The sequence below is a fragment of the Rhodococcus sp. 1163 genome (assembly GCF_002091985.1).
Lineage (GTDB): Bacteria > Actinomycetota > Actinomycetes > Mycobacteriales > Mycobacteriaceae > Rhodococcoides.
The window spans coordinates 355,144-371,963 of record NZ_MKKX01000038.1 but is presented as its reverse complement, the minus strand read 5'-3'; the positions used below and the strand labels follow the sequence as shown (position 1 = coordinate 371,963).

16 protein-coding genes are annotated in these 16,820 nt (G+C 62.5%); 3 read left to right on the top strand and 13 right to left on the bottom strand.

The features are described from left to right. Positions 1–105: 105 nt before the first annotated feature. Together BJD99_RS19470 and BJD99_RS19465 are read left to right on the top strand one after the other, a co-directional pair. Positions 106–963: a peptidylprolyl isomerase gene (locus BJD99_RS19470; protein ID WP_084348787.1), complete on the top strand. Its 858-nt coding sequence runs from the start codon at positions 106–108 to the stop codon at positions 961–963. Continuing rightward, positions 963–1,748, top strand: a complete 786-nt coding sequence (locus tag BJD99_RS19465; RefSeq protein ID WP_256895959.1) for a peptidylprolyl isomerase — start codon at positions 963–965, stop codon at positions 1,746–1,748. The genes BJD99_RS19470 and BJD99_RS19465 overlap by 1 nt, the downstream gene beginning before the upstream one ends. A 58-nt stretch (positions 1,749–1,806) precedes the next feature. Here BJD99_RS19465 and BJD99_RS19460 read toward each other — a convergent pair whose 3' ends face one another. The 12 genes from BJD99_RS19460 to BJD99_RS19405 form a co-directional block, all read right to left on the bottom strand. Beyond that, positions 1,807–4,182 (bottom strand): bifunctional (p)ppGpp synthetase/guanosine-3',5'-bis(diphosphate) 3'-pyrophosphohydrolase, encoded by a 2,376-nt coding sequence (locus BJD99_RS19460; protein ID WP_084348786.1) that lies wholly within the window; start codon positions 4,180–4,182, stop codon positions 1,807–1,809. Positions 4,183–4,262: 80 nt separating this feature from the next. Beyond that, positions 4,263–4,826 carry an adenine phosphoribosyltransferase gene (locus BJD99_RS19455; RefSeq protein WP_373270564.1) on the bottom strand — a complete coding sequence of 188 codons (564 nt, stop codon included), beginning with the start codon at positions 4,824–4,826 and terminating at the stop codon, positions 4,263–4,265. Then, on the bottom strand, positions 4,823–6,505 hold the full coding sequence (locus BJD99_RS19450; RefSeq protein ID WP_256895923.1) for an ABC transporter substrate-binding protein: 1,683 nt from the start codon (positions 6,503–6,505) through the stop codon (positions 4,823–4,825). Before BJD99_RS19450 ends, BJD99_RS19455 begins: the two co-directional genes overlap by 4 nt. A 37-nt stretch (positions 6,506–6,542) precedes the next feature. After that, complete coding sequence (gene secF / locus BJD99_RS19445) at positions 6,543–7,736, bottom strand: protein translocase subunit SecF (protein WP_084348784.1); 1,194 nt, start codon at positions 7,734–7,736, stop codon at positions 6,543–6,545. 1 nt (position 7,737) lies between these two features. After that, on the bottom strand, positions 7,738–9,483 hold the full coding sequence (gene secD, locus BJD99_RS19440) for a protein translocase subunit SecD (RefSeq protein ID WP_179142422.1): 1,746 nt from the start codon (positions 9,481–9,483) through the stop codon (positions 7,738–7,740). Between the two features lie 176 nt (positions 9,484–9,659). Next, entirely contained in the window at positions 9,660–10,076 is a 417-nt protein-coding gene (gene yajC / locus BJD99_RS19435) for a preprotein translocase subunit YajC (RefSeq protein WP_084348783.1), read from the bottom strand. 204 nt (positions 10,077–10,280) lie between these two features. Then, the gene (gene ruvB / locus BJD99_RS19430; RefSeq protein ID WP_084348782.1) at positions 10,281–11,363 is read right to left on the bottom strand and encodes a Holliday junction branch migration DNA helicase RuvB; all 1,083 of its coding nucleotides are present in this window, start codon (positions 11,361–11,363) and stop codon (positions 10,281–10,283) included. Next, on the bottom strand, positions 11,360–11,968 hold the full coding sequence (ruvA, locus tag BJD99_RS19425; RefSeq protein WP_084348781.1) for a Holliday junction branch migration protein RuvA: 609 nt from the start codon (positions 11,966–11,968) through the stop codon (positions 11,360–11,362). Before ruvA ends, ruvB begins: the two co-directional genes overlap by 4 nt. After that, positions 11,965–12,648 carry a crossover junction endodeoxyribonuclease RuvC gene (gene ruvC / locus BJD99_RS19420; RefSeq protein WP_084348780.1) on the bottom strand — a complete coding sequence of 228 codons (684 nt, stop codon included), beginning with the start codon at positions 12,646–12,648 and terminating at the stop codon, positions 11,965–11,967. The genes ruvA and ruvC overlap by 4 nt, the downstream gene beginning before the upstream one ends. A 109-nt stretch (positions 12,649–12,757) precedes the next feature. Beyond that, positions 12,758–13,513 carry a YebC/PmpR family DNA-binding transcriptional regulator gene (locus BJD99_RS19415; RefSeq protein ID WP_084348779.1) on the bottom strand — a complete coding sequence of 252 codons (756 nt, stop codon included), beginning with the start codon at positions 13,511–13,513 and terminating at the stop codon, positions 12,758–12,760. A 131-nt stretch (positions 13,514–13,644) separates the two neighbouring features. Next, complete coding sequence (gene pdxT, locus BJD99_RS19410) at positions 13,645–14,247, bottom strand: pyridoxal 5'-phosphate synthase glutaminase subunit PdxT (RefSeq protein ID WP_084348778.1); 603 nt, start codon at positions 14,245–14,247, stop codon at positions 13,645–13,647. After that, positions 14,244–15,095 carry an acyl-CoA thioesterase II gene (locus BJD99_RS19405; RefSeq protein ID WP_084348777.1) on the bottom strand — a complete coding sequence of 284 codons (852 nt, stop codon included), beginning with the start codon at positions 15,093–15,095 and terminating at the stop codon, positions 14,244–14,246. The genes pdxT and BJD99_RS19405 overlap by 4 nt, the downstream gene beginning before the upstream one ends. 98 nt (positions 15,096–15,193) lie before the next feature. Between BJD99_RS19405 and BJD99_RS19400 the strand changes: the two genes are divergently transcribed. Next, on the top strand, positions 15,194–15,829 hold the full coding sequence (locus BJD99_RS19400) for a hypothetical protein (RefSeq protein ID WP_084348776.1): 636 nt from the start codon (positions 15,194–15,196) through the stop codon (positions 15,827–15,829). A 31-nt stretch (positions 15,830–15,860) separates the two neighbouring features. Here the strand turns inward: BJD99_RS19400 and pdxS are convergent, their stop codons facing one another. After that, positions 15,861–16,796, bottom strand: a complete 936-nt coding sequence (gene pdxS, locus BJD99_RS19395; protein WP_084348775.1) for a pyridoxal 5'-phosphate synthase lyase subunit PdxS — start codon at positions 16,794–16,796, stop codon at positions 15,861–15,863. Between the last annotated feature and the right edge of the window lie 24 nt (positions 16,797–16,820).

Genomic DNA, 16,820 nt, shown 5'->3' with positions numbered 1-16,820 from the left:
GTGTTCTCAGGATGTAATGGCACACTCACTGACGGCCGGTTTCGGCTCCGAACAGCCGGATCGAGCGCCGGTAATCGATCGAGGACAAGCGGGAGGACAGGCGAATTGCCCAGCAACGAGCAACGGCGTGAGGCAGCGAAAAGAAAGCTCGAGCGACAACTCGAACACCGAGCAGAGCGAGCCAAGAAGCGTAAACAGCTGACGATCGCCGGGTCGGTTCTGGGTGTGGCCGTCGTAGTCGGCGCGGTCGCAGTCGTTTTCGCGATCACCCGAGGTGGCGACGAACCCGAGACGACTGCATCGGACACTCCTTCGGCAGACACGCTCATCACCGACGGCCGCTCCGAGCCGCTTCCGGAGACCGTGAACTGCGCGTATCCGGCGGCACAGGCACCGGCGGCGAAGCCGAACACGCCACCACGCACCGACGCGATTCCGACGAGCGACGAGCCCCTGAGCTACAGCATGGAAACCTCGCAGGGCAACATTGGACTCACGCTGAACAACCCGCAGGCACCGTGCACTGTCAACAGCTTCGTTTCACTGGCAAACCAGGGATACTTCGACGGAACCTCCTGCCACCGTCTCACGACGTCTGCAGGGTTGCAGGTGCTCCAGTGCGGCGATCCTGCGGGCACGGGTCAAGGCGGACCCGGTTACGAGTTCGCGGACGAGTTCCCGGTCGACCAATACAACGTCGGTGACCCTGCAGCCGGCCAGCCGATCTCCTATCCTCGCGGCACCCTTGCGATGGCAAACGCCGGGCCCGGAACCAATGGAAGCCAGTTCTTCCTCGTCTTCGGTGATTCGAAGCTGCCTCCCGCGTACACGGCGTTCGGAACCATCGACGAGACGGGTCTGCAGACTCTGGACAAGGTCGCAGCAGGCGGGGTCGAAGGCGGCGCCCAGGATGGAAAACCGGCCCTTCCCGTCGACATCACGAACGTGGTGAGCGACCTGTGATCACACGCTCGGCTCTGTTCGTGGCTGCCGGCGCGGTAGCCATGCTCGTGGCCGGGTGCTCTTCGGACACATCGGGCACCGCGACATCCACGACGACGGCAGCATCGACGCCGAAGGCGACCAGCGCCGCACCCGAGCCGGAGTTGGACCTGAGCCAATTCGGGGTGCTGCCTGCGGTCCCTACGCCCCAAGCGCCGACAACCACCTGTGACTATCCCGCGGCGACGCCTGCCGTCCGAGACAACACCCCTCCGCCGACGGCCGATGTGCCCACACAAGGGACGGTCGAGGTAGCGATGACGACGAGCCAGGGGCCGATCGGATTGACCTTGGACCGGGCCGAAGCACCCTGCACTGTCAACAGCTTCACCAACTTGGCCGCTCAGGGGTATTTCGACGACACCCCGTGCCATCGTCTGACCACCTCCCCTGGTTTGAAGGTTCTCCAGTGTGGTGATCCTTCGGGCAAGGGAAGCAGGGGTCCGGGTTACGAATATCCGAACGAATACCCGACCACGGCGTTCCCCGCCGATGATCCCGCCGCGTCGACGCCGGTTGTGTACCCACGCGGAACGGTCGCGATGGCGAATGCCGGACCCGACACGAACGGCAGCCAGTTCTTCCTCGTCTACGAGGACTCGGTGCTGCCTCCGCAGTACACCGTCTTCGGGACGATTTCTGCCGAGGGACTCGCCACGCTCGACAAGGTCGCTGCAGCAGGGGTCGCAACTCCTGGTGGCGACGGCGCCCCGAACGCAGCTGTGACGATACAAACCGTCACCTAGAACCTCCACCGGCTCGGTCGAGCGCGCGTACACGCCGCTCGACCGCGCCCGTGGAGCCTCAGGCCGCCGAGGTCAGGCGGTAGACGTCGTAGACGCCTTCGACGTTGCGGACGACGTTGAGAACGTGTCCCAAATGCTTCGGGTCGCCCATCTCGAAAGTGAACTTGCTGATGGCGACTCGATCCCCTGAGGTCGCCACCGATGCCGACAGAATGTTGACTTTCTCGTCAGCCAGAGCCTTCGTGACATCGGAAAGCAGTCGGTGCCGATCAAGGGCCTCGATCTGGATGGCAACCAGGAAGACGGACGACGCCGAAGGCGCCCACTGCACATCGACGAACCGTTCGGACTGCTCCTCCAGCGACTTGGCGTTGGTGCAGTCGGTTCGGTGCACGCTGACCGATCCTCCGCGGGTGACGAATCCGAGGATCTCGTCACCCGGAACCGGAGTACAGCATTTCGCCAACTTCGCCACGATGCCTTCCGAGCCCGAGACGAGCACGCCGGCGTCACCGACCGGCCGGGCCCGAGTGGGAATTGTCGACGGTGTCGAACGTTCGGCAAGCTCTTCCTCGACGTCGCCCACCCCGCCCAGGTGAGCAACCAGGCGTTGTACGACGTGCTGGGCAGATACGTGGCTTTCACCGACCGCCGTGTACAGCGCGGAGACATCCACATAACGCAATTCGTGCGCGATGGTGGACATCGATTCCGCGTTCATCAGACGCTGAAGCGGTAGACCTCCGCGACGGACTTCCTTGGCGATCGAGTCCTTACCCGCTTCCAGTGCCTCCTCTCGGCGTTCCTTGGCGAACCACTGTCGGATCTTCGATTTGGCACGCGGAGAGACTACGAAACCTTGCCAATCACGGCTGGGACCCGCGGTGGCGGCCTTGGAGGTGAAAACCTCGACCACCTCGCCGTTGTCCAAGGTGCGTTCCAGTGCGACGAGCCTGCCGTTGACGCGTGCTCCTATGCAACGGTGCCCGACTTCGGTGTGGACCGCGTATGCGAAGTCGACCGGGCACGAACCCGCAGGCAGGGTTACAACGTCACCCTTCGGGGTAAACACGAAGATCTCTTTGACTGCGAGGTCGTACCGCAAAGATTCGAGGAACTCCCCCGGATCCGCTGCCTCACGCTGCCAGTCGAGCAGTTGACGCATCCAGGCCATGTCGTCGACCTCGGCGTTGTCGTTGCCGTGCTTGCCTCGGGTCTCCTTGTATCGCCAGTGCGCGGCAATACCGAACTCCGCTGTCCTGTGCATCTCCCGGGTGCGGATCTGCACCTCGAGCGGTTTTCCTTCGGGCCCGACCACAGTCGTGTGAAGCGATTGGTAGACGCCGTATCGGGGCTGGGCGATGTAGTCCTTGAATCGCCCGGCCATCGGCTGCCACAACGAGTGCACGACGCCGACAGCCGCGTAGCAATCACGAATCTCGTCGCACAGAATACGAACGCCGACGAGGTCGTGAATATCGTCGAAGTCGCGGCCTTTGACGATCATCTTCTGATAGATCGACCAGTAGTGTTTCGGGCGCCCCTCCACCACGGCGCTGATGCGCGACGCCGACAACGATGCGTTGATCTCCGCTCGAACCTTCTCGAGGTACGTGTCACGGGACGGCGCTCGGTCCGCGACCAGTCGGACGATCTCGTCGTACTTCTTCGGGTGCAGGATTGCGAACGCCAAGTCTTCGAGCTCCCACTTGACCGTCGCCATCCCCAAACGATGAGCAAGCGGCGCAATAACTTCCAAGGTCTCCTTGGCCTTACGCGCCTGCTTTTCCGGCGGGAGAAACCTCATCGTCCGCATATTGTGGAGTCGGTCGGCGACCTTGATCACCAACACGCGGGGATCGCGTGCCATGGCAATGATCATCTTGCGAATGGTCTCGCCTTCGGCCGCGCTGCCGAGCGCTACTTTGTCGAGTTTGGTGACCCCATCGACGAGATGCGCGACCTCCTCACCGAACTCCTCGGTGAGTTGCGCGAGCGAGTATCCCGTGTCCTCGACAGTGTCGTGCAGCAGAGCAGCGACGAGCGTGGTCGTATCCATCCCGAGCTCCGCGAGAATGTTCGCCACTGCAAGCGGATGCGTGATGTAGGGGTCGCCCGACTTGCGCATCTGCGTGGCGTGCCGCTCGTCAGCGACATCGTAGGCACGTTGCAGCAACGCGAGATCGGCCTTCGGGTACAGGTCCCGATGCAGACTGACAAGAGGCTCGAGAACCGGTTTGACGGCAGCCGAGCGACCAGCGGTGATCCGGCGGGCCAGACGAGCGCGAACCCTTCTCGATGCCGACGTAGGAACAGCCGGCACAGACCCGCGTCCGGCTGTCGGCGGGACGGCTGGAACGGCCGTATTCGATTCGGGCGTCGCGGAATCCGAAGCGGGCCGTTCGGGCGAGGGTTGGTCGAGGTAACTGGTCACGCTGATCGCCTCCTGCCGCGTTTGAGTTCATGGCCTGGTCTTGCACCGGGCACACACGCTCCGTGGTCCGACTTTAGTCCTCACACATTTTTCAAGGAGGTGAGCGGGTACCCATCGCACCTGGAGCGGCCTTGAAGCTCCGCTATCTCCAGTACGACGGCAGCTCCTACGACCTGTGCCCCACGTGCGCGCAACAATGTCGCCGTCGCGGCGATCGTGCCCCCGGTCGCCAGCACATCGTCGACGACGAGTACACGCCTACCTACCAAGTCGATGGATTCGGGGATCTCCAGTTGGGCGGATCCATATTCGAGCTCGTACCGCTGCGATACGACGGGCGGAGGAAGTTTGCCGGCTTTGCGCACCGCGAGTACACCGGATCCGAGCGCAAGCGCTACGCCGGCACCGAGCAGAAACCCGCGAGCGTCGATACCTGCCACGAGATCCGCGCCCGTTCCAGCCACTGCCAGCGCTTCGATGACCGCCGAGAGTCCGTCCGCATCGGCGAACACCGGTGTCAGATCGGCGAAACGTACGCCCTGGACCGGGAAGTCGTCCGCCCAGCGGACCAATCGGTCGATGTTTGCCGAGGCGGTCTCGGCCAACGCGTTCACGTTGAAAGTTGTCTCACTGTGTTTGCTCACCGGAGGAGTATCCACCGATCCATATTCCAGCCCGCACCCGCCGCGGTCGGATTGGCGACGACGTTCTTCATCCCGTCCGATACGAGGAGCGTCCTCGGCTGGTTGAACAGCGGCAACGACGGCATATCGTTCCACAGGATGCTCTCGCCCTCCGTCGCTACCGCGAGAGAACTTGCGTCGGATGCATCGACGGCAAGCTGATCCACGATCGCATTCACCCGACTGTTGTCGTAGCCGCCCACGTTGCTACCGACGCCACCACGCAGGCTGTACCGGGCAGCCGCGTCGGACACGGCGCCAGCCGCTCCCGACGCCGACGCGGTCGATCCGAGTACCACGTCGACTTCGCCACGCTGGAGGGCGGAGGGCGAGAACTGAGCGGACGATGCGTCGACAACGTTGATTCCTGCTGGACCGCACGAGGCAGCGATAGTGGACACAATGTCCCCGCGACGTGCATCCGGAGCGAGGTAACCGATCCGGATTGTCGGGTTAGTCACACCGGCGGCCCGAAGTTCGGACGACGATGCGGTCGTGTCCGGCTGGCGATAACGCCCGGCCGCAGTAGCCGACACCGGCGGGTAGAGCAGGGTATCGGACTGCACAAGTCTGGCGTCGACGACGCCGGATCCGATCCCGACACTCTTGTCGTATCCGGAATGCCCTACCTCGTCGAACAGCTGCTGACGAGGAATGCACGAGGCAAGCGCTCGCCGCACCGCCGGCGAAGAAAGGGTTCCTCCGGTAGCCAACGTCAACTGTTCGACACCCTTGGAGGGAAAGTCGGTGCGGTCGAAGCCGTCGGTGGGTTCCTCTCCCCCGGCACCGGAGTCGACGACCTCGAGATCGCCTGCTTCGCTGCGCGCCGGGATGTCGGTTCCCTTGGGCCAGATGATGATTCGTTCCGTCTCGGGTGGGACGCCCCACCACTTGTCATTGGCTACCAAAACCAGCCCACCGTCGGCGGTATAGGAATCGACACGGTACGGGCCGTTGGACGGCATCAGGGATGTATCGATCGCGTCGGGAGCGAAGTTCCAGCCGGTGTTCCAGAAATCGGAGATCCGGCCCACCGCGTCCAAATCCCCACTGTCGATCGGGTCGACGATGTTGGGGACGTTCGCTGCACGTGCGACGACGTGTGCCGGGAGCAGCGATGTCGCACCGAACAAGCTGCGCCAGTCCAGGTAGGACCGCCCCGGCGCAAAGGTCACGGTGGCTTCCTTCGTACCGGTCACACAGTCGACTTTGTCGATGTCGGAGTACCCCGCAGTCGACGCAGCGTCGAACAGCGAAGAATTGCCCTCACCGGAGGTGAAACGGCCGCTCTGGGCAGCCCAGGCCAACACGAGGTCGTCGCAGGTCATCGGGACACCGTCGGAGTAGACAGCCTGTGGAGCGATCACGTAGCGAACGGTCAGCGCGGCGGCGGGCACCACCGACGCGCTTCCGATGTCGTTGTCGGACAGCGCCTCTCCCTCGGGTCCGAGATAGGTGAATCCGGTCTGGACGCGCGGGAACGCCTGGCGTGCCCCGGACGCGGCGCCGTCCACAGTTCGAGCGTTGTACGTGGACACGACGTTGTCGACGGCGTACCCGATGGACGGAACTGGATCCTCGGACGCCGAGCACCCCGCGGCCGTAGCCACGGTGACGGTGGCAGCCAGTCCAGCCGCCACCGCCTTTGCGACAGTTGTTCGACAGACTCGCACGTGATCAACGCCTCTTCTTGTTGCGCTTTCCTGTAGGCCTCGAGCCTGGCTGCGGTGTGGCCGGCGCGGGCACGGTAGCGGCCGAGGACTCGACCATGCCGACGACGCCTACGCGCTGTGCAACCTCAGCTCGTTTGGCCATCACCTTCTTGGTATGACCGGCGACCGGTCCCCACTTTTCCTTGATGGTCACGAGCAGCGGTGTTGCGAAGAAGATAGACGAGTACGCGCCCACGATCATGCCCACCAACTGTACGAGTGCGAGGTCCTTCAGCGTTCCGACTCCGAGCAGCCATACGGCGACGACCATCAAAGCCAGCACCGGCAGTACGCCGATCACCGTCGTGTTGATCGAGCGCATGAGCGTCTGGTTGACAGCCAGGTTCGCCTGTTCCGCATAGGTCTTGCGCCTGAGATTGAGAATCCCCCTCGTGTTTTCTTCGACCTTGTCGAACACCACCACGGAGTCGTAGAGCGAGAAGCCGAGGATGGTCAACAAACCGATCACTGTCGCGGGTGTGACCTCGAACCCGACCAGCGAATAGACACCGGCCGTGACGAACAGATCGAACACCAGTGCCGCGAGGGCAGCAATCGCCATGTCCCGCTCGTACCTGATGGAGATATAGATACTGACGATGACGAGGAACACCAGCAGCGCGATCAGTGCTTTCTGGGTGATCTGTCCGCCCCAGGTTTCGCTCACATCGGAGATGCTGATCGCATTCGGGGACGCAACTCCGTTCCCGTCGACCGGTTCGAAAGAATCGAACAGAGCGGTCTTGACCGAATTCACTTCGGCAGCATCGAGCGCCTCGGAACGAACCTGCACGGTGGCAGCGGCACCGGAACCGACGGTCTGTACCGACACCGGATCGAATCCGAGGGTGTCGGCGAATACTTTCTCGACCTGCTCGGTACTGACGTTGTCGGCGGCCGGGATCTGAATCCGGGTACCGCCTTCGAAATCGATTCCGAGGGTGAATCCACGGACGGCGATGCTCAACAGGCAGATCAAGACGATCGTTCCGGTCAAGATGTAATAGAAGCGACGTCGACCGACAATCTCGAAGGCTCCGGTGCCCGTGTACAGACGATTCATCCAACTGTGCTGCGGCTGATCCATCTGCTCGGCACCGGAATCTGTCAGCAGTGTCGAGGTCGGTTCTGAAGTGTTCTTCTCCGGTGAATCGGACATATCACGCCCCCTTGGTCGACGCGTCGGCCGAGACCGTACTCGATGTCGTTCGGGCAGCCGCCCGCTTGCGTTCCTGCGCGACCTCTGCCACTGCACCGAGGCCGTTGACACCTGGTTTCGACCAGAATTTCGACTTCGTGCACAGGTAGACCAGCGGCCAGGTCACCAGGAAGACGACCACTACGTCGAGGATCGTCGTCAGGCCGAGAGTGAAAGCGAAACCTCGAACCTGCCCGACGGCAAGTGCATAGAGCACGGCAGCGGCGATGAAGCTGACCGCGTTTCCGGACAGGACTGTCTTTCGCGCACGTGCCCAGCCTCGCGGCACCGCAGATCTGAAGCTTCGACCCTCACGAATCTCGTCCTTGATTCGTTCGAAGAACACGACGAACGAGTCCGCTGTCATGCCGATACCGATGATCAACCCGGCAATGCCTGCCAAGTCGAGGGTGAAGTTGATCCACCGCCCGAGCAAAACCAGAATTCCGTAGACCATCAGGCCTGCCAGCACCAGCGACAGTGCCGTCAACAGGCCCAACGCGCGGTAGTAGACGAGGCAGTAGAGCAGGACCAACACCAGACCGATGGCGCCGGCGATCAAACCTGCCTCCAACGACGCAAGCCCAAGCGTCGCGGACACTGTTTCTGCTTCCGACGAGGCAAAGGACAGCGGCAGTGAACCGTATTTCAGGGTGTTCGCCAACTCCGAGGCGCTCTGCGCGGTGAACTGGCCGGTAATCGAGGTGGCGCTCCCGGCAGGTGTCGCACCCTGGATCTGCGGTGCACTGACGACCTTCGAGTCGAGTGTGAATGCCGCCTGCTTGCCGATGTTGGCGCCGGTGAACTTCGCCCAGGTGTTACTACCTTCCGAGTCGAAACTCAGACTGACCTCGTGGCGTGACTGTTGGCTGTTGAAACCCGACGTAGCATCGTCGATCTGCTGACCGTCGATGATGCTCGGCCCGAGTACATACACGGAGGTGCCGTCGGTCGAGCACGCGACGAGGGGCAATGCGGGATCGTCGTTGCCTTGCAGTGGATCGGGTGCATTGCAATCGATCGTTGCGAGGGCGGCCTGCTGAACCTGAGGGTCCTCGCTCTGCCGTAGCGCCTTCGCCTCGGTGATCTGATTGGCTGCCTGATCGGCTTCGGAGACCTCTGTGGGTGTCACTGCCGCCGGAGCGTCGGGGCTGCCTTGATCGCCGGTGGCAGGGGCCACCGGGACCGGATCGACCGCGCTCGGGTCCTGTGCCGGGAACGGACGGCCCTGAGGTACCGATTCGCCGACCGGAGCCTGCTCGCCCGCCGCGGGCGCAGGTGTTCCGTTCGCAGGGGCTTGCTCTCCTGGCGCCGGCTGTCCTGCCGCCGGTTGCGCTGCGGTCAACACTGGACGAATGAAGAGCCGTGCGGTCTGGCCGAGCGAACGTGCCTGCGAACTGTCGTCACCGGGAACGGTGATTACGAGATTGTCGCCGTCGATCACCACTTCGGACCCGGACACACCGAGCCCGTTCACGCGAGTCTCGATGATCTGCTGCGCCTGCTTCAGAGAGTCCTGACTCGGCTGACTGCCGTCAGGTGTCCTGGCGGTAAGCGTGACACGCGTGCCACCCTGCAGGTCGATTCCCAACTTGGGAGTTGGCGACTTGTCTCCGGTGAAAAAGACCAGCGCATACACAGCGGCCATCAATACCGCGAAGACGGCGAGATAGCGGGCTGGATGCACCGATCCGCTGGAAGGTGCCACGGTGTGTGATTCTCCTCTTGGCGTGGGACAACATGCGGTCGATCAGGGGACGCAAGCGGTCTGATGTCGGGTGATACGCGTCGGAACAGGTGATTCCAGACGAACTGTGCAGCATGTGCGCGGCAAGCGAAACCGCTGCCGGAGTTTCTCCGGCAGCGGTTTCGTTCACAGGTCGATCACTCTTTTTCGAGACGACGTGCGCTCTGCTCCACGGTCTCTTCCGAAGACGACGGGGATACGTCCTTCTCGAGTGTCGTGCTTTTCTCGAGCGACGGAGTCGCAACGTCGGACTCGATGACGTCCGCGGTACCGGCGACGTCGGAATCGAGATCGTCGACATCAGGGGGCAAGACCTCTTTCACGACGGCGCGCGACCATGTCGTCACGATGCCGTCGGCGATCTCGAGGTCCACTGTGTCGTCTTCGACCAGCACCACCCGGGCGTACAGACCGGCTGTGGTGACCACTTCGTCACCGATCTTCAGCGAATCCTGCAGAGTCTGAGTCTGGGCAAGAGCCTTCTTCTGGCGCCGGACGTTCAGGAACATCGGCACGAGCAGAGCCACGATGAGAAGGGGGAATAGCAGTTCCATCTTTTACGTCAGTCCTCGAAGTTTCGGTTGTCTATCGGTTTCGGCTTTCATGCCCACGGTGTCTTCATGGTGGTTTCTTACGTTCGCGTACAGCCGAAGTAGGCGACAATTCGGTCACCACGGCTGTACTGAAGAACCACGCAAAGGACCAGTGTGCCATTACCGGACCCACGATCCGGTCAGCTCCCACCGATTATCAGCAGATTATTCGGATAACTCCTGCTGAGCCTCGTTGGTTCGAACGGAAATTCCGCCGATGGCCAGATCGGGCGGCGGTACGAGTCCAAGGTGTAGCCATGCCGCAGCAGTGGCGACTCGACCACGGGGTGTGCGGGCGACCATCCCTGCGCGAACCAGAAAGGGCTCGCATACTTCCTCGACGGTTGCCGGTTCTTCCCCGACGGCCACAGCAAGAGTGGACACTCCCACCGGTCCGCCGCCGAAACTACGAATCAGCGCGCTGAGCACCGCTCTGTCCAACCGGTCGAGACCGAGTTGGTCGACGTCGTAGACGACGAGAGCCGCGCGGGCTGTGGCCTTGGTGATGGTGCCGTCACCGCGTACTTCCGCGTAGTCACGAACTCGGCGCAGAAGCCGGTTGGCGATGCGCGGTGTGCCTCGCGAGCGGCCAGCGATCTCGGTGCACGCAGCCTTGTCTATCGGAACACCGAGTATGCCCGCCGATCGCTGGAGAATCAGTTCCAATTCCGCAGGTTCGTAGAAGTCCATGTGCGCGACGAACCCGAAACGATCACGTAGCGGTCCGGTCAGCGCTCCCGATCGAGTAGTTGCCCCTACCAGGGTGAACGGTGCTACTTCGAGGGGAATCGACGTTGCTCCCGGACCCTTTCCCACCACGACGTCGACCCGAAAGTCCTCCATGGCCAGGTAGAGCATTTCCTCTGCCGGTCGCGCAATCCGATGTATTTCGTCGATGAAGAGGACATCACCCTCGACGAGATTGCTGAGCATCGCCGCTAGATCGCCTGCTCGCTCGAGCGCCGGTCCCGACGTGAGACGCAACGAGGTGTTCAACTCTTGCGCGATGATCATGGCCATCGAGGTCTTACCCAGGCCCGGCGGACCGGACATCAAAATGTGATCGGGGGTACTGCCGCGCAGCTTGGCGCCTGTCAACACCAACTGCAGTTGCTCACGCACGCGTGGTTGGCCGATGAAATCGGTGAGGGTCTTGGGCCTCAGGCTCGTCTCGACATCTGCGTCGTCCGCGATCAATCCGGCCGCGAGCTGAGAGTCTGCGAATTCCTCTTCCGGATCTCCGGTCATCTGCTCTTACCCAGATAGGCCAGCGCGGATCTTAGAGCCGCCGACGTGGATGCATCCGGACTCTCGACCAAAACCGAATCCGTCGCGTCCTCGGCCTGCTTGGCCGGGAAGCCGAGTCCGGTGAGCGCCTCGACGATCTGGTCACGAACGGAGTTGACCGTTCCGGGTCCGGACTGCACGATCGTGGTGTTCCCTGCTGCCACGATCGCATCGACCTTGTCACGCAATTCCACGATCATGCGCTCGGCGCCTCGTTTGCCGATTCCCGGAACTCTGGTCAGCGCGGCCACGTTGCTGTCTGCCAGTGCGGTCCGCAACGACTGAGGATCGAGTACCGCCAATGTCGCCATGGCAATGCGGGGGCCTACGCCGGAGACCGACAACAAGAGCGAGAACAGCTCACGCGATTCACTGTCCGAAAAGCCGTAGAGGGTCATCGAGTCCTCGCGGACGATCATCGTCGTCAGCAATCTCGACGCCGATCCTCGGCTCAACGTGCCGAGTGTGTCGGGCGTCGCATTGATTCGGTATCCGACACCCGACGCCTCGATGACCACGTGATCGAGGGCGATGTCGAGGACCTCGCCGCTGATCGAGGAGATCATCGTGTCCCTACCTCTCCTGCGGCACGAGCCTGTCCTGCGGCACGAACCTGTCCTGCGGCACGAACCGGAGCGGCGGTGGATGCAAGCCTGGCGCGTTCGACCTTCCGCGCTGCCTGTGCCCGCGATTTACGTTCCTCGGCGAGCCGATTCTCGTACTTCCTCTTCTGCTGCGCGGCCATTGCTTCGGCCTGCGCCATTCTGGCCATCATCGGCGCCCGCCAACAATGGCAAATACCCAGTGCCAGCGCATCCGCGGCATCGGCAGGCGTAGGGGCGGTCTGCATACCGAGAATTCTCATGACCATCGCGGTGACCTGCGCTTTGTCGGCGCTACCGTTGCCGGTAACTGCAGCCTTGACCTCGCTCGGAGTGTGAAAACAGACGTCGATACCGCGACGAGCTGCCGCAAGCGCGATGACTCCCCCAGCCTGGGCGGTACCCATGGCCGTACGCACGTTGTGCTGCGAAAAAACGCGCTCGATCGCGACCACCGTCGGCTTGTGCGTATCCAACCAGTACTCCGCGGCCTCGGATATCAGGAGTAGACGCTGTGCCAGATCCATATCGGGCGGCGTTCGCACCACGTCTACATCGAGTGCCACGACACTGCGACCGGCCCCGCCTTCGATCAAGCTCAGACCGCACCTGGTCAAACCTGGATCGACGCCCATCACTCGCACACTGACACCTTCCGCTTACGAACTGTTGTTCGATAGCGTATCGGAGCGGTGCGACCTATCGGGTGCGCGACACCCGTAAGCGAGGTCCGTCTTCCCGCCCCGACCGGTTTCACTCCTCGTCGAGTGCAGCCATCACTTCATCGGACAGTTCGACGTTCGAGTACACGTTCTGCACGTCGTCGCTCTCTTCCAGTGCGTCGATGAGCTTGAACACCTTGCGGGCGCCGTCTACGTCCACGGGAACGGACACCGACGCCTGGAAGGTGGCCTCCGCCGAGTCGTACTCGATGCCTGCTTCCTGCAGTGCAGTGCGGACCGCAACGAGGTCGGTTGGTTCACTGACAATTTCGAAGGTATCTCCGTTGTCGGTGATCTCCTCTGCACCTGCATCGAGGACGGCCATCAGCACGTCGTCCTCGCTTTGCCCGTTCTTCTCCAACGTGACAAGTCCCTTGCGGGTGAACAGGTAGGACACCGAGCCCGGATCGGCCATGTTGCCGCCGTTGCGCGTCATGGCGACGCGAACTTCTCCGGCAGCCCGATTGCGGTTGTCGGTCAGGCACTCGATGAGCATCGCCACCCCGCTGGGGCCGTATCCCTCGTACATGATCGTCTGCCAGTCGGCGCCACCGGCTTCTTCACCTGCGCCGCGCTTGCGAGCACGCTCGATGTTGTCGTTGGGAACCGACGTGCGCTTCGCCTTTTGAATGGCATCGAACAGGGTGGGGTTACCCACTGGATCGCCACCACCGGTGCGGGCCGCCACCTCGATATTCTTGACGAGTTTGGCGAAGGACTTACCTCGACGCGCGTCGATTACCGCCTTCTTGTGCTTGGTGGTGGCCCATTTGGAGTGGCCGCTCATGCGATGGAGCCCCTTTCCTGCTTCAGCTAAGTGTTGTGTACTTTACGCATGTGCTCGGGTGAGAGGGATCCACTATCTCGGTTCGACCATCCGGCAACTGCCCTGCATGTACTACTGGGCCCTGCGTTCCACTAGGTCTTGCGTACCAAGTCTACGAACAGTTCGTGGACTCGGCGGTCACCGGTGACTTCCGGATGGAAGCTCGTCGCCATCACGGCGCCCTGCCGGACTGCAACGATCCGACCAGCGGCCGGGCCATCGGGAACTTCGGCCAGCACCTCGACGTCGTTCCCGACCCGTTCCACCCACGGCGCACGAATGAACACCGCGCGCACTTTCTCACCTTCGATTCCCGCGAACGTCAGGTCCGTTTCGAACGAGTCGACCTGCCTGCCGAACGCATTGCGCCGCACAGTGATGTCCAGTGCGTCGAGATGCTGGGCGTCGGGACGAGTATCGAGAATCTCCGACGCAAGCAAGATCATCCCCGCGCAGGACCCGTAGGCGGGTAACCCGTCCTTCAGCTTCGCTTTGAGGGTTTCGAGCAGGTCGAAGACGGACAGCAAAGTACTCATCGTCGTCGATTCCCCACCGGGAATCACCAATCCATCTACCTCGTCCAGTTCGCGCGGCCTGCGAACCGGCGTTGCGGTGGCACCACAAGAATTCAGGGCGGCGAGGTGCTCGCGGACGTCCCCCTGCAGCGCAAGGACACCGATCCTGGGACCACTCACTGGGGCCTGGCCAAGTCTTTGTTCACCCGGTCGGGGTTGCGATCGAAACGCATGAGCCCCTCCTGAACAACGGCAGCGACCATCCGCCCCTGCCGGTCGAAGATTCGTCCCTGCGTCAGCGCCCGACCGAAATCCGCGGACGGCGAAGTCTGGTCGTACAGCAACCACTCGTCGGCCCGGAACGGCCGCAGGAACCACAGGGCGTGGTCGAGCGAGGCGGTCTGTGTCGACACGTCGGGATGCGGCACCAATGCCGACCCGAGAAGCGTCATATCGCTCATGTAGGCGAGGGTGCAGACGTGGAACACCTGATTGTCCGGCAGCTTGTCTCGGTACCGAAACCACACGCGCTGTTGGGCGGCAAAATCCGGATGCTTCTCGGTCTGCTCACCCGGAACCAGCCTGACGTCCCATTCTTTCCATTCGCGAAAGAACGGACTTCCCCCATCCGGGAGATCACGCGAGTCGGGCAGAGACTCGGGGTCGACGACCTTGGGCATCGTGTCCTGATGTGAAATTCCCTCGTCGTCGACGTGAAAGGACGCGGACATGGTGAAGATCGGCTTACCAGCCTGAATACCCGTGACCCGACGCGTACTGAACGACCTCCCGTCGCGGAGGCGGTCCACCAGATAGATCGTCGGCTCGGTCGGGTTGCCCGGCCGAATGAAGTATCCGTGCAACGAGTGGACGCGATACTGCTCGCCAACCGTTCGGACGGCAGAAACCAGCGCCTGTCCGGCAACCTGTCCCCCGAATGTCCGCTGCAGCAGACTGGGAAATGTTCGACCGCGAAAGATGTCGTCCTCGATGCGCTCGAGCTCGAGAATGTCTTCGATACTCGCCATGATCCACCTTTCTGTACCAGCTGCCTGAAGGCTAACAAGGAGACGAACGCGATCTGCGGCCACCGCGACCTGAGCCCGTGCAGGGCAGGATGCTCTGTATGCCCCAACTCGAACCGATCTCGCCGGCCCGACTAGTCGAGACGTTCAGCGCGTTGCTTCCGTCGGGCCGTCGCTGCGTCGCGGTTGTCGACGGGCCGGACGGCGCTGACCCTGTCGACTTCGCCTATCGGACAAGCGCTTTCGTTTCCAGTACCGGTCGCCCGTGCGACGTGGTGGACCTTCACGACTTCGTTCGCCCTGCCTCGCTTCGATTCGAGTACTCCAGAACAGACGAAATAACTTATCGCACAAGCTGGTTCGACTTCGACGCGATCGAACGCGAAGTGATCGCCCCACTGCGTCCCGGCGGTCGAGGACAGTTCCTACCCCGCTTGTGGGACGAGAAGAGCGATCGCTCGGCACGCGCTACGTTGCGCGAGGCAGCACAGACGCACGTAGTGATCCTTGCCGGACCGATGCTGCTCGGCCGAGGGCTAGACGTCGACGCGACGATCCGACTCGACCTCTCGGCAGGAGCATTGCGTCGTCGGACACGGCCCGAGGACCAGTGGACAATAGAGCCACTACTCACCTACTACCGTGAGATGGACCTACGCCAGGGCACTGCGTCCGCGGGACCGGCGCTCTGGGTTCGCTGGGACCATCCCGATCGGCCTGCGGTCCGGCTTCGGTGACGAACCCGGTGGATCCGTCACCGAAGAAAGTTCACCAGCCGCGCTCGGACAACCTGTGCCCAACCGGGAGATCGTCCACGTTGATTCCGACCATTGCTTCGCCGAGACCGCGCGACACCTTGGCCAGCACGTCTGGGTCGTCGAAGAAGGTGGTCGCCTTCACGATCGCCTCTGCGCGCTGTTGGGGGTTGCCCGACTTGAAGATTCCCGAACCGACGAACACGCCCTCCGCACCGAGTTGCATCATCATCGCCGCGTCGGCGGGCGTTGCAATGCCGCCTGCGGTGAAGAGCGTGACCGGGAGTTTCCCCGCGCGTGCAACTTCCACGACGAGATCGTAAGGTGCCTGCAATTCCTTTGCCGCGACGTACAACTCGTCCTCGGGAAGTGAGGTGAGGCGACGAATTTCGTCGCGAATCTTACGCATGTGCGTTGTTGCGTTCGATACGTCCCCGGTGCCTGCCTCGCCCTTGGAGCGAATCATTGCAGCACCCTCGGTGATCCGACGCAGGGCTTCGCCCAAGTTGGTCGCGCCACACACGAACGGGGCGGTGAAGTTCCACTTGTCGATGTGGTTCGCGTAGTCGGCCGGAGTAAGGACCTCGGACTCGTCGATGTAGTCGACGCCGAGACTTTGCAGGATCTGAGCCTCTACGAAGTGGCCGATCCGTGCCTTGGCCATCACCGGAATGCTCACGGTGGCCATGATGCTGTCGATCATGTCGGGATCGCTCATTCGAGACACGCCGCCCTGCGCACGAATGTCTGCCGGGACGCGCTCGAGTGCCATCACTGCGACCGCGCCTGCGTCTTCGGCGATCTTGGCCTGCTCAGCGGTGACGACGTCCATGATCACGCCGCCCTTGAGCATTTCGGCCATGCCGCGCTTGACACGGGAGGTTCCGATTCCGGGCTTCGAAACCTTCTCCTCGGAGCCGCTGGTGTCGGTCTCGGTGGGGGTACTCACGGTAAACTCCTGTGTTTGATCGAA

Coding starts and splice junctions, on each gene's coding strand:
- secF (WP_084348784.1), bottom strand. CDS start 7,736: ATGTCCGATTCACCGGAGAAGAACACTTCAGAACCGACCTCGACACTG.
- BJD99_RS19400 (WP_084348776.1), top strand. CDS start 15,194: ATGCCCCAACTCGAACCGATCTCGCCGGCCCGACTAGTCGAGACGTTC.
- yajC (WP_084348783.1), bottom strand. CDS start 10,076: ATGGAACTGCTATTCCCCCTTCTCATCGTGGCTCTGCTCGTGCCGATG.
- ruvB (WP_084348782.1), bottom strand. CDS start 11,363: ATGACCGGAGATCCGGAAGAGGAATTCGCAGACTCTCAGCTCGCGGCC.
- ruvA (WP_084348781.1), bottom strand. CDS start 11,968: ATGATCTCCTCGATCAGCGGCGAGGTCCTCGACATCGCCCTCGATCAC.
- BJD99_RS19415 (WP_084348779.1), bottom strand. CDS start 13,513: ATGAGCGGCCACTCCAAATGGGCCACCACCAAGCACAAGAAGGCGGTA.
- BJD99_RS19405 (WP_084348777.1), bottom strand. CDS start 15,095: ATGGCGAGTATCGAAGACATTCTCGAGCTCGAGCGCATCGAGGACGAC.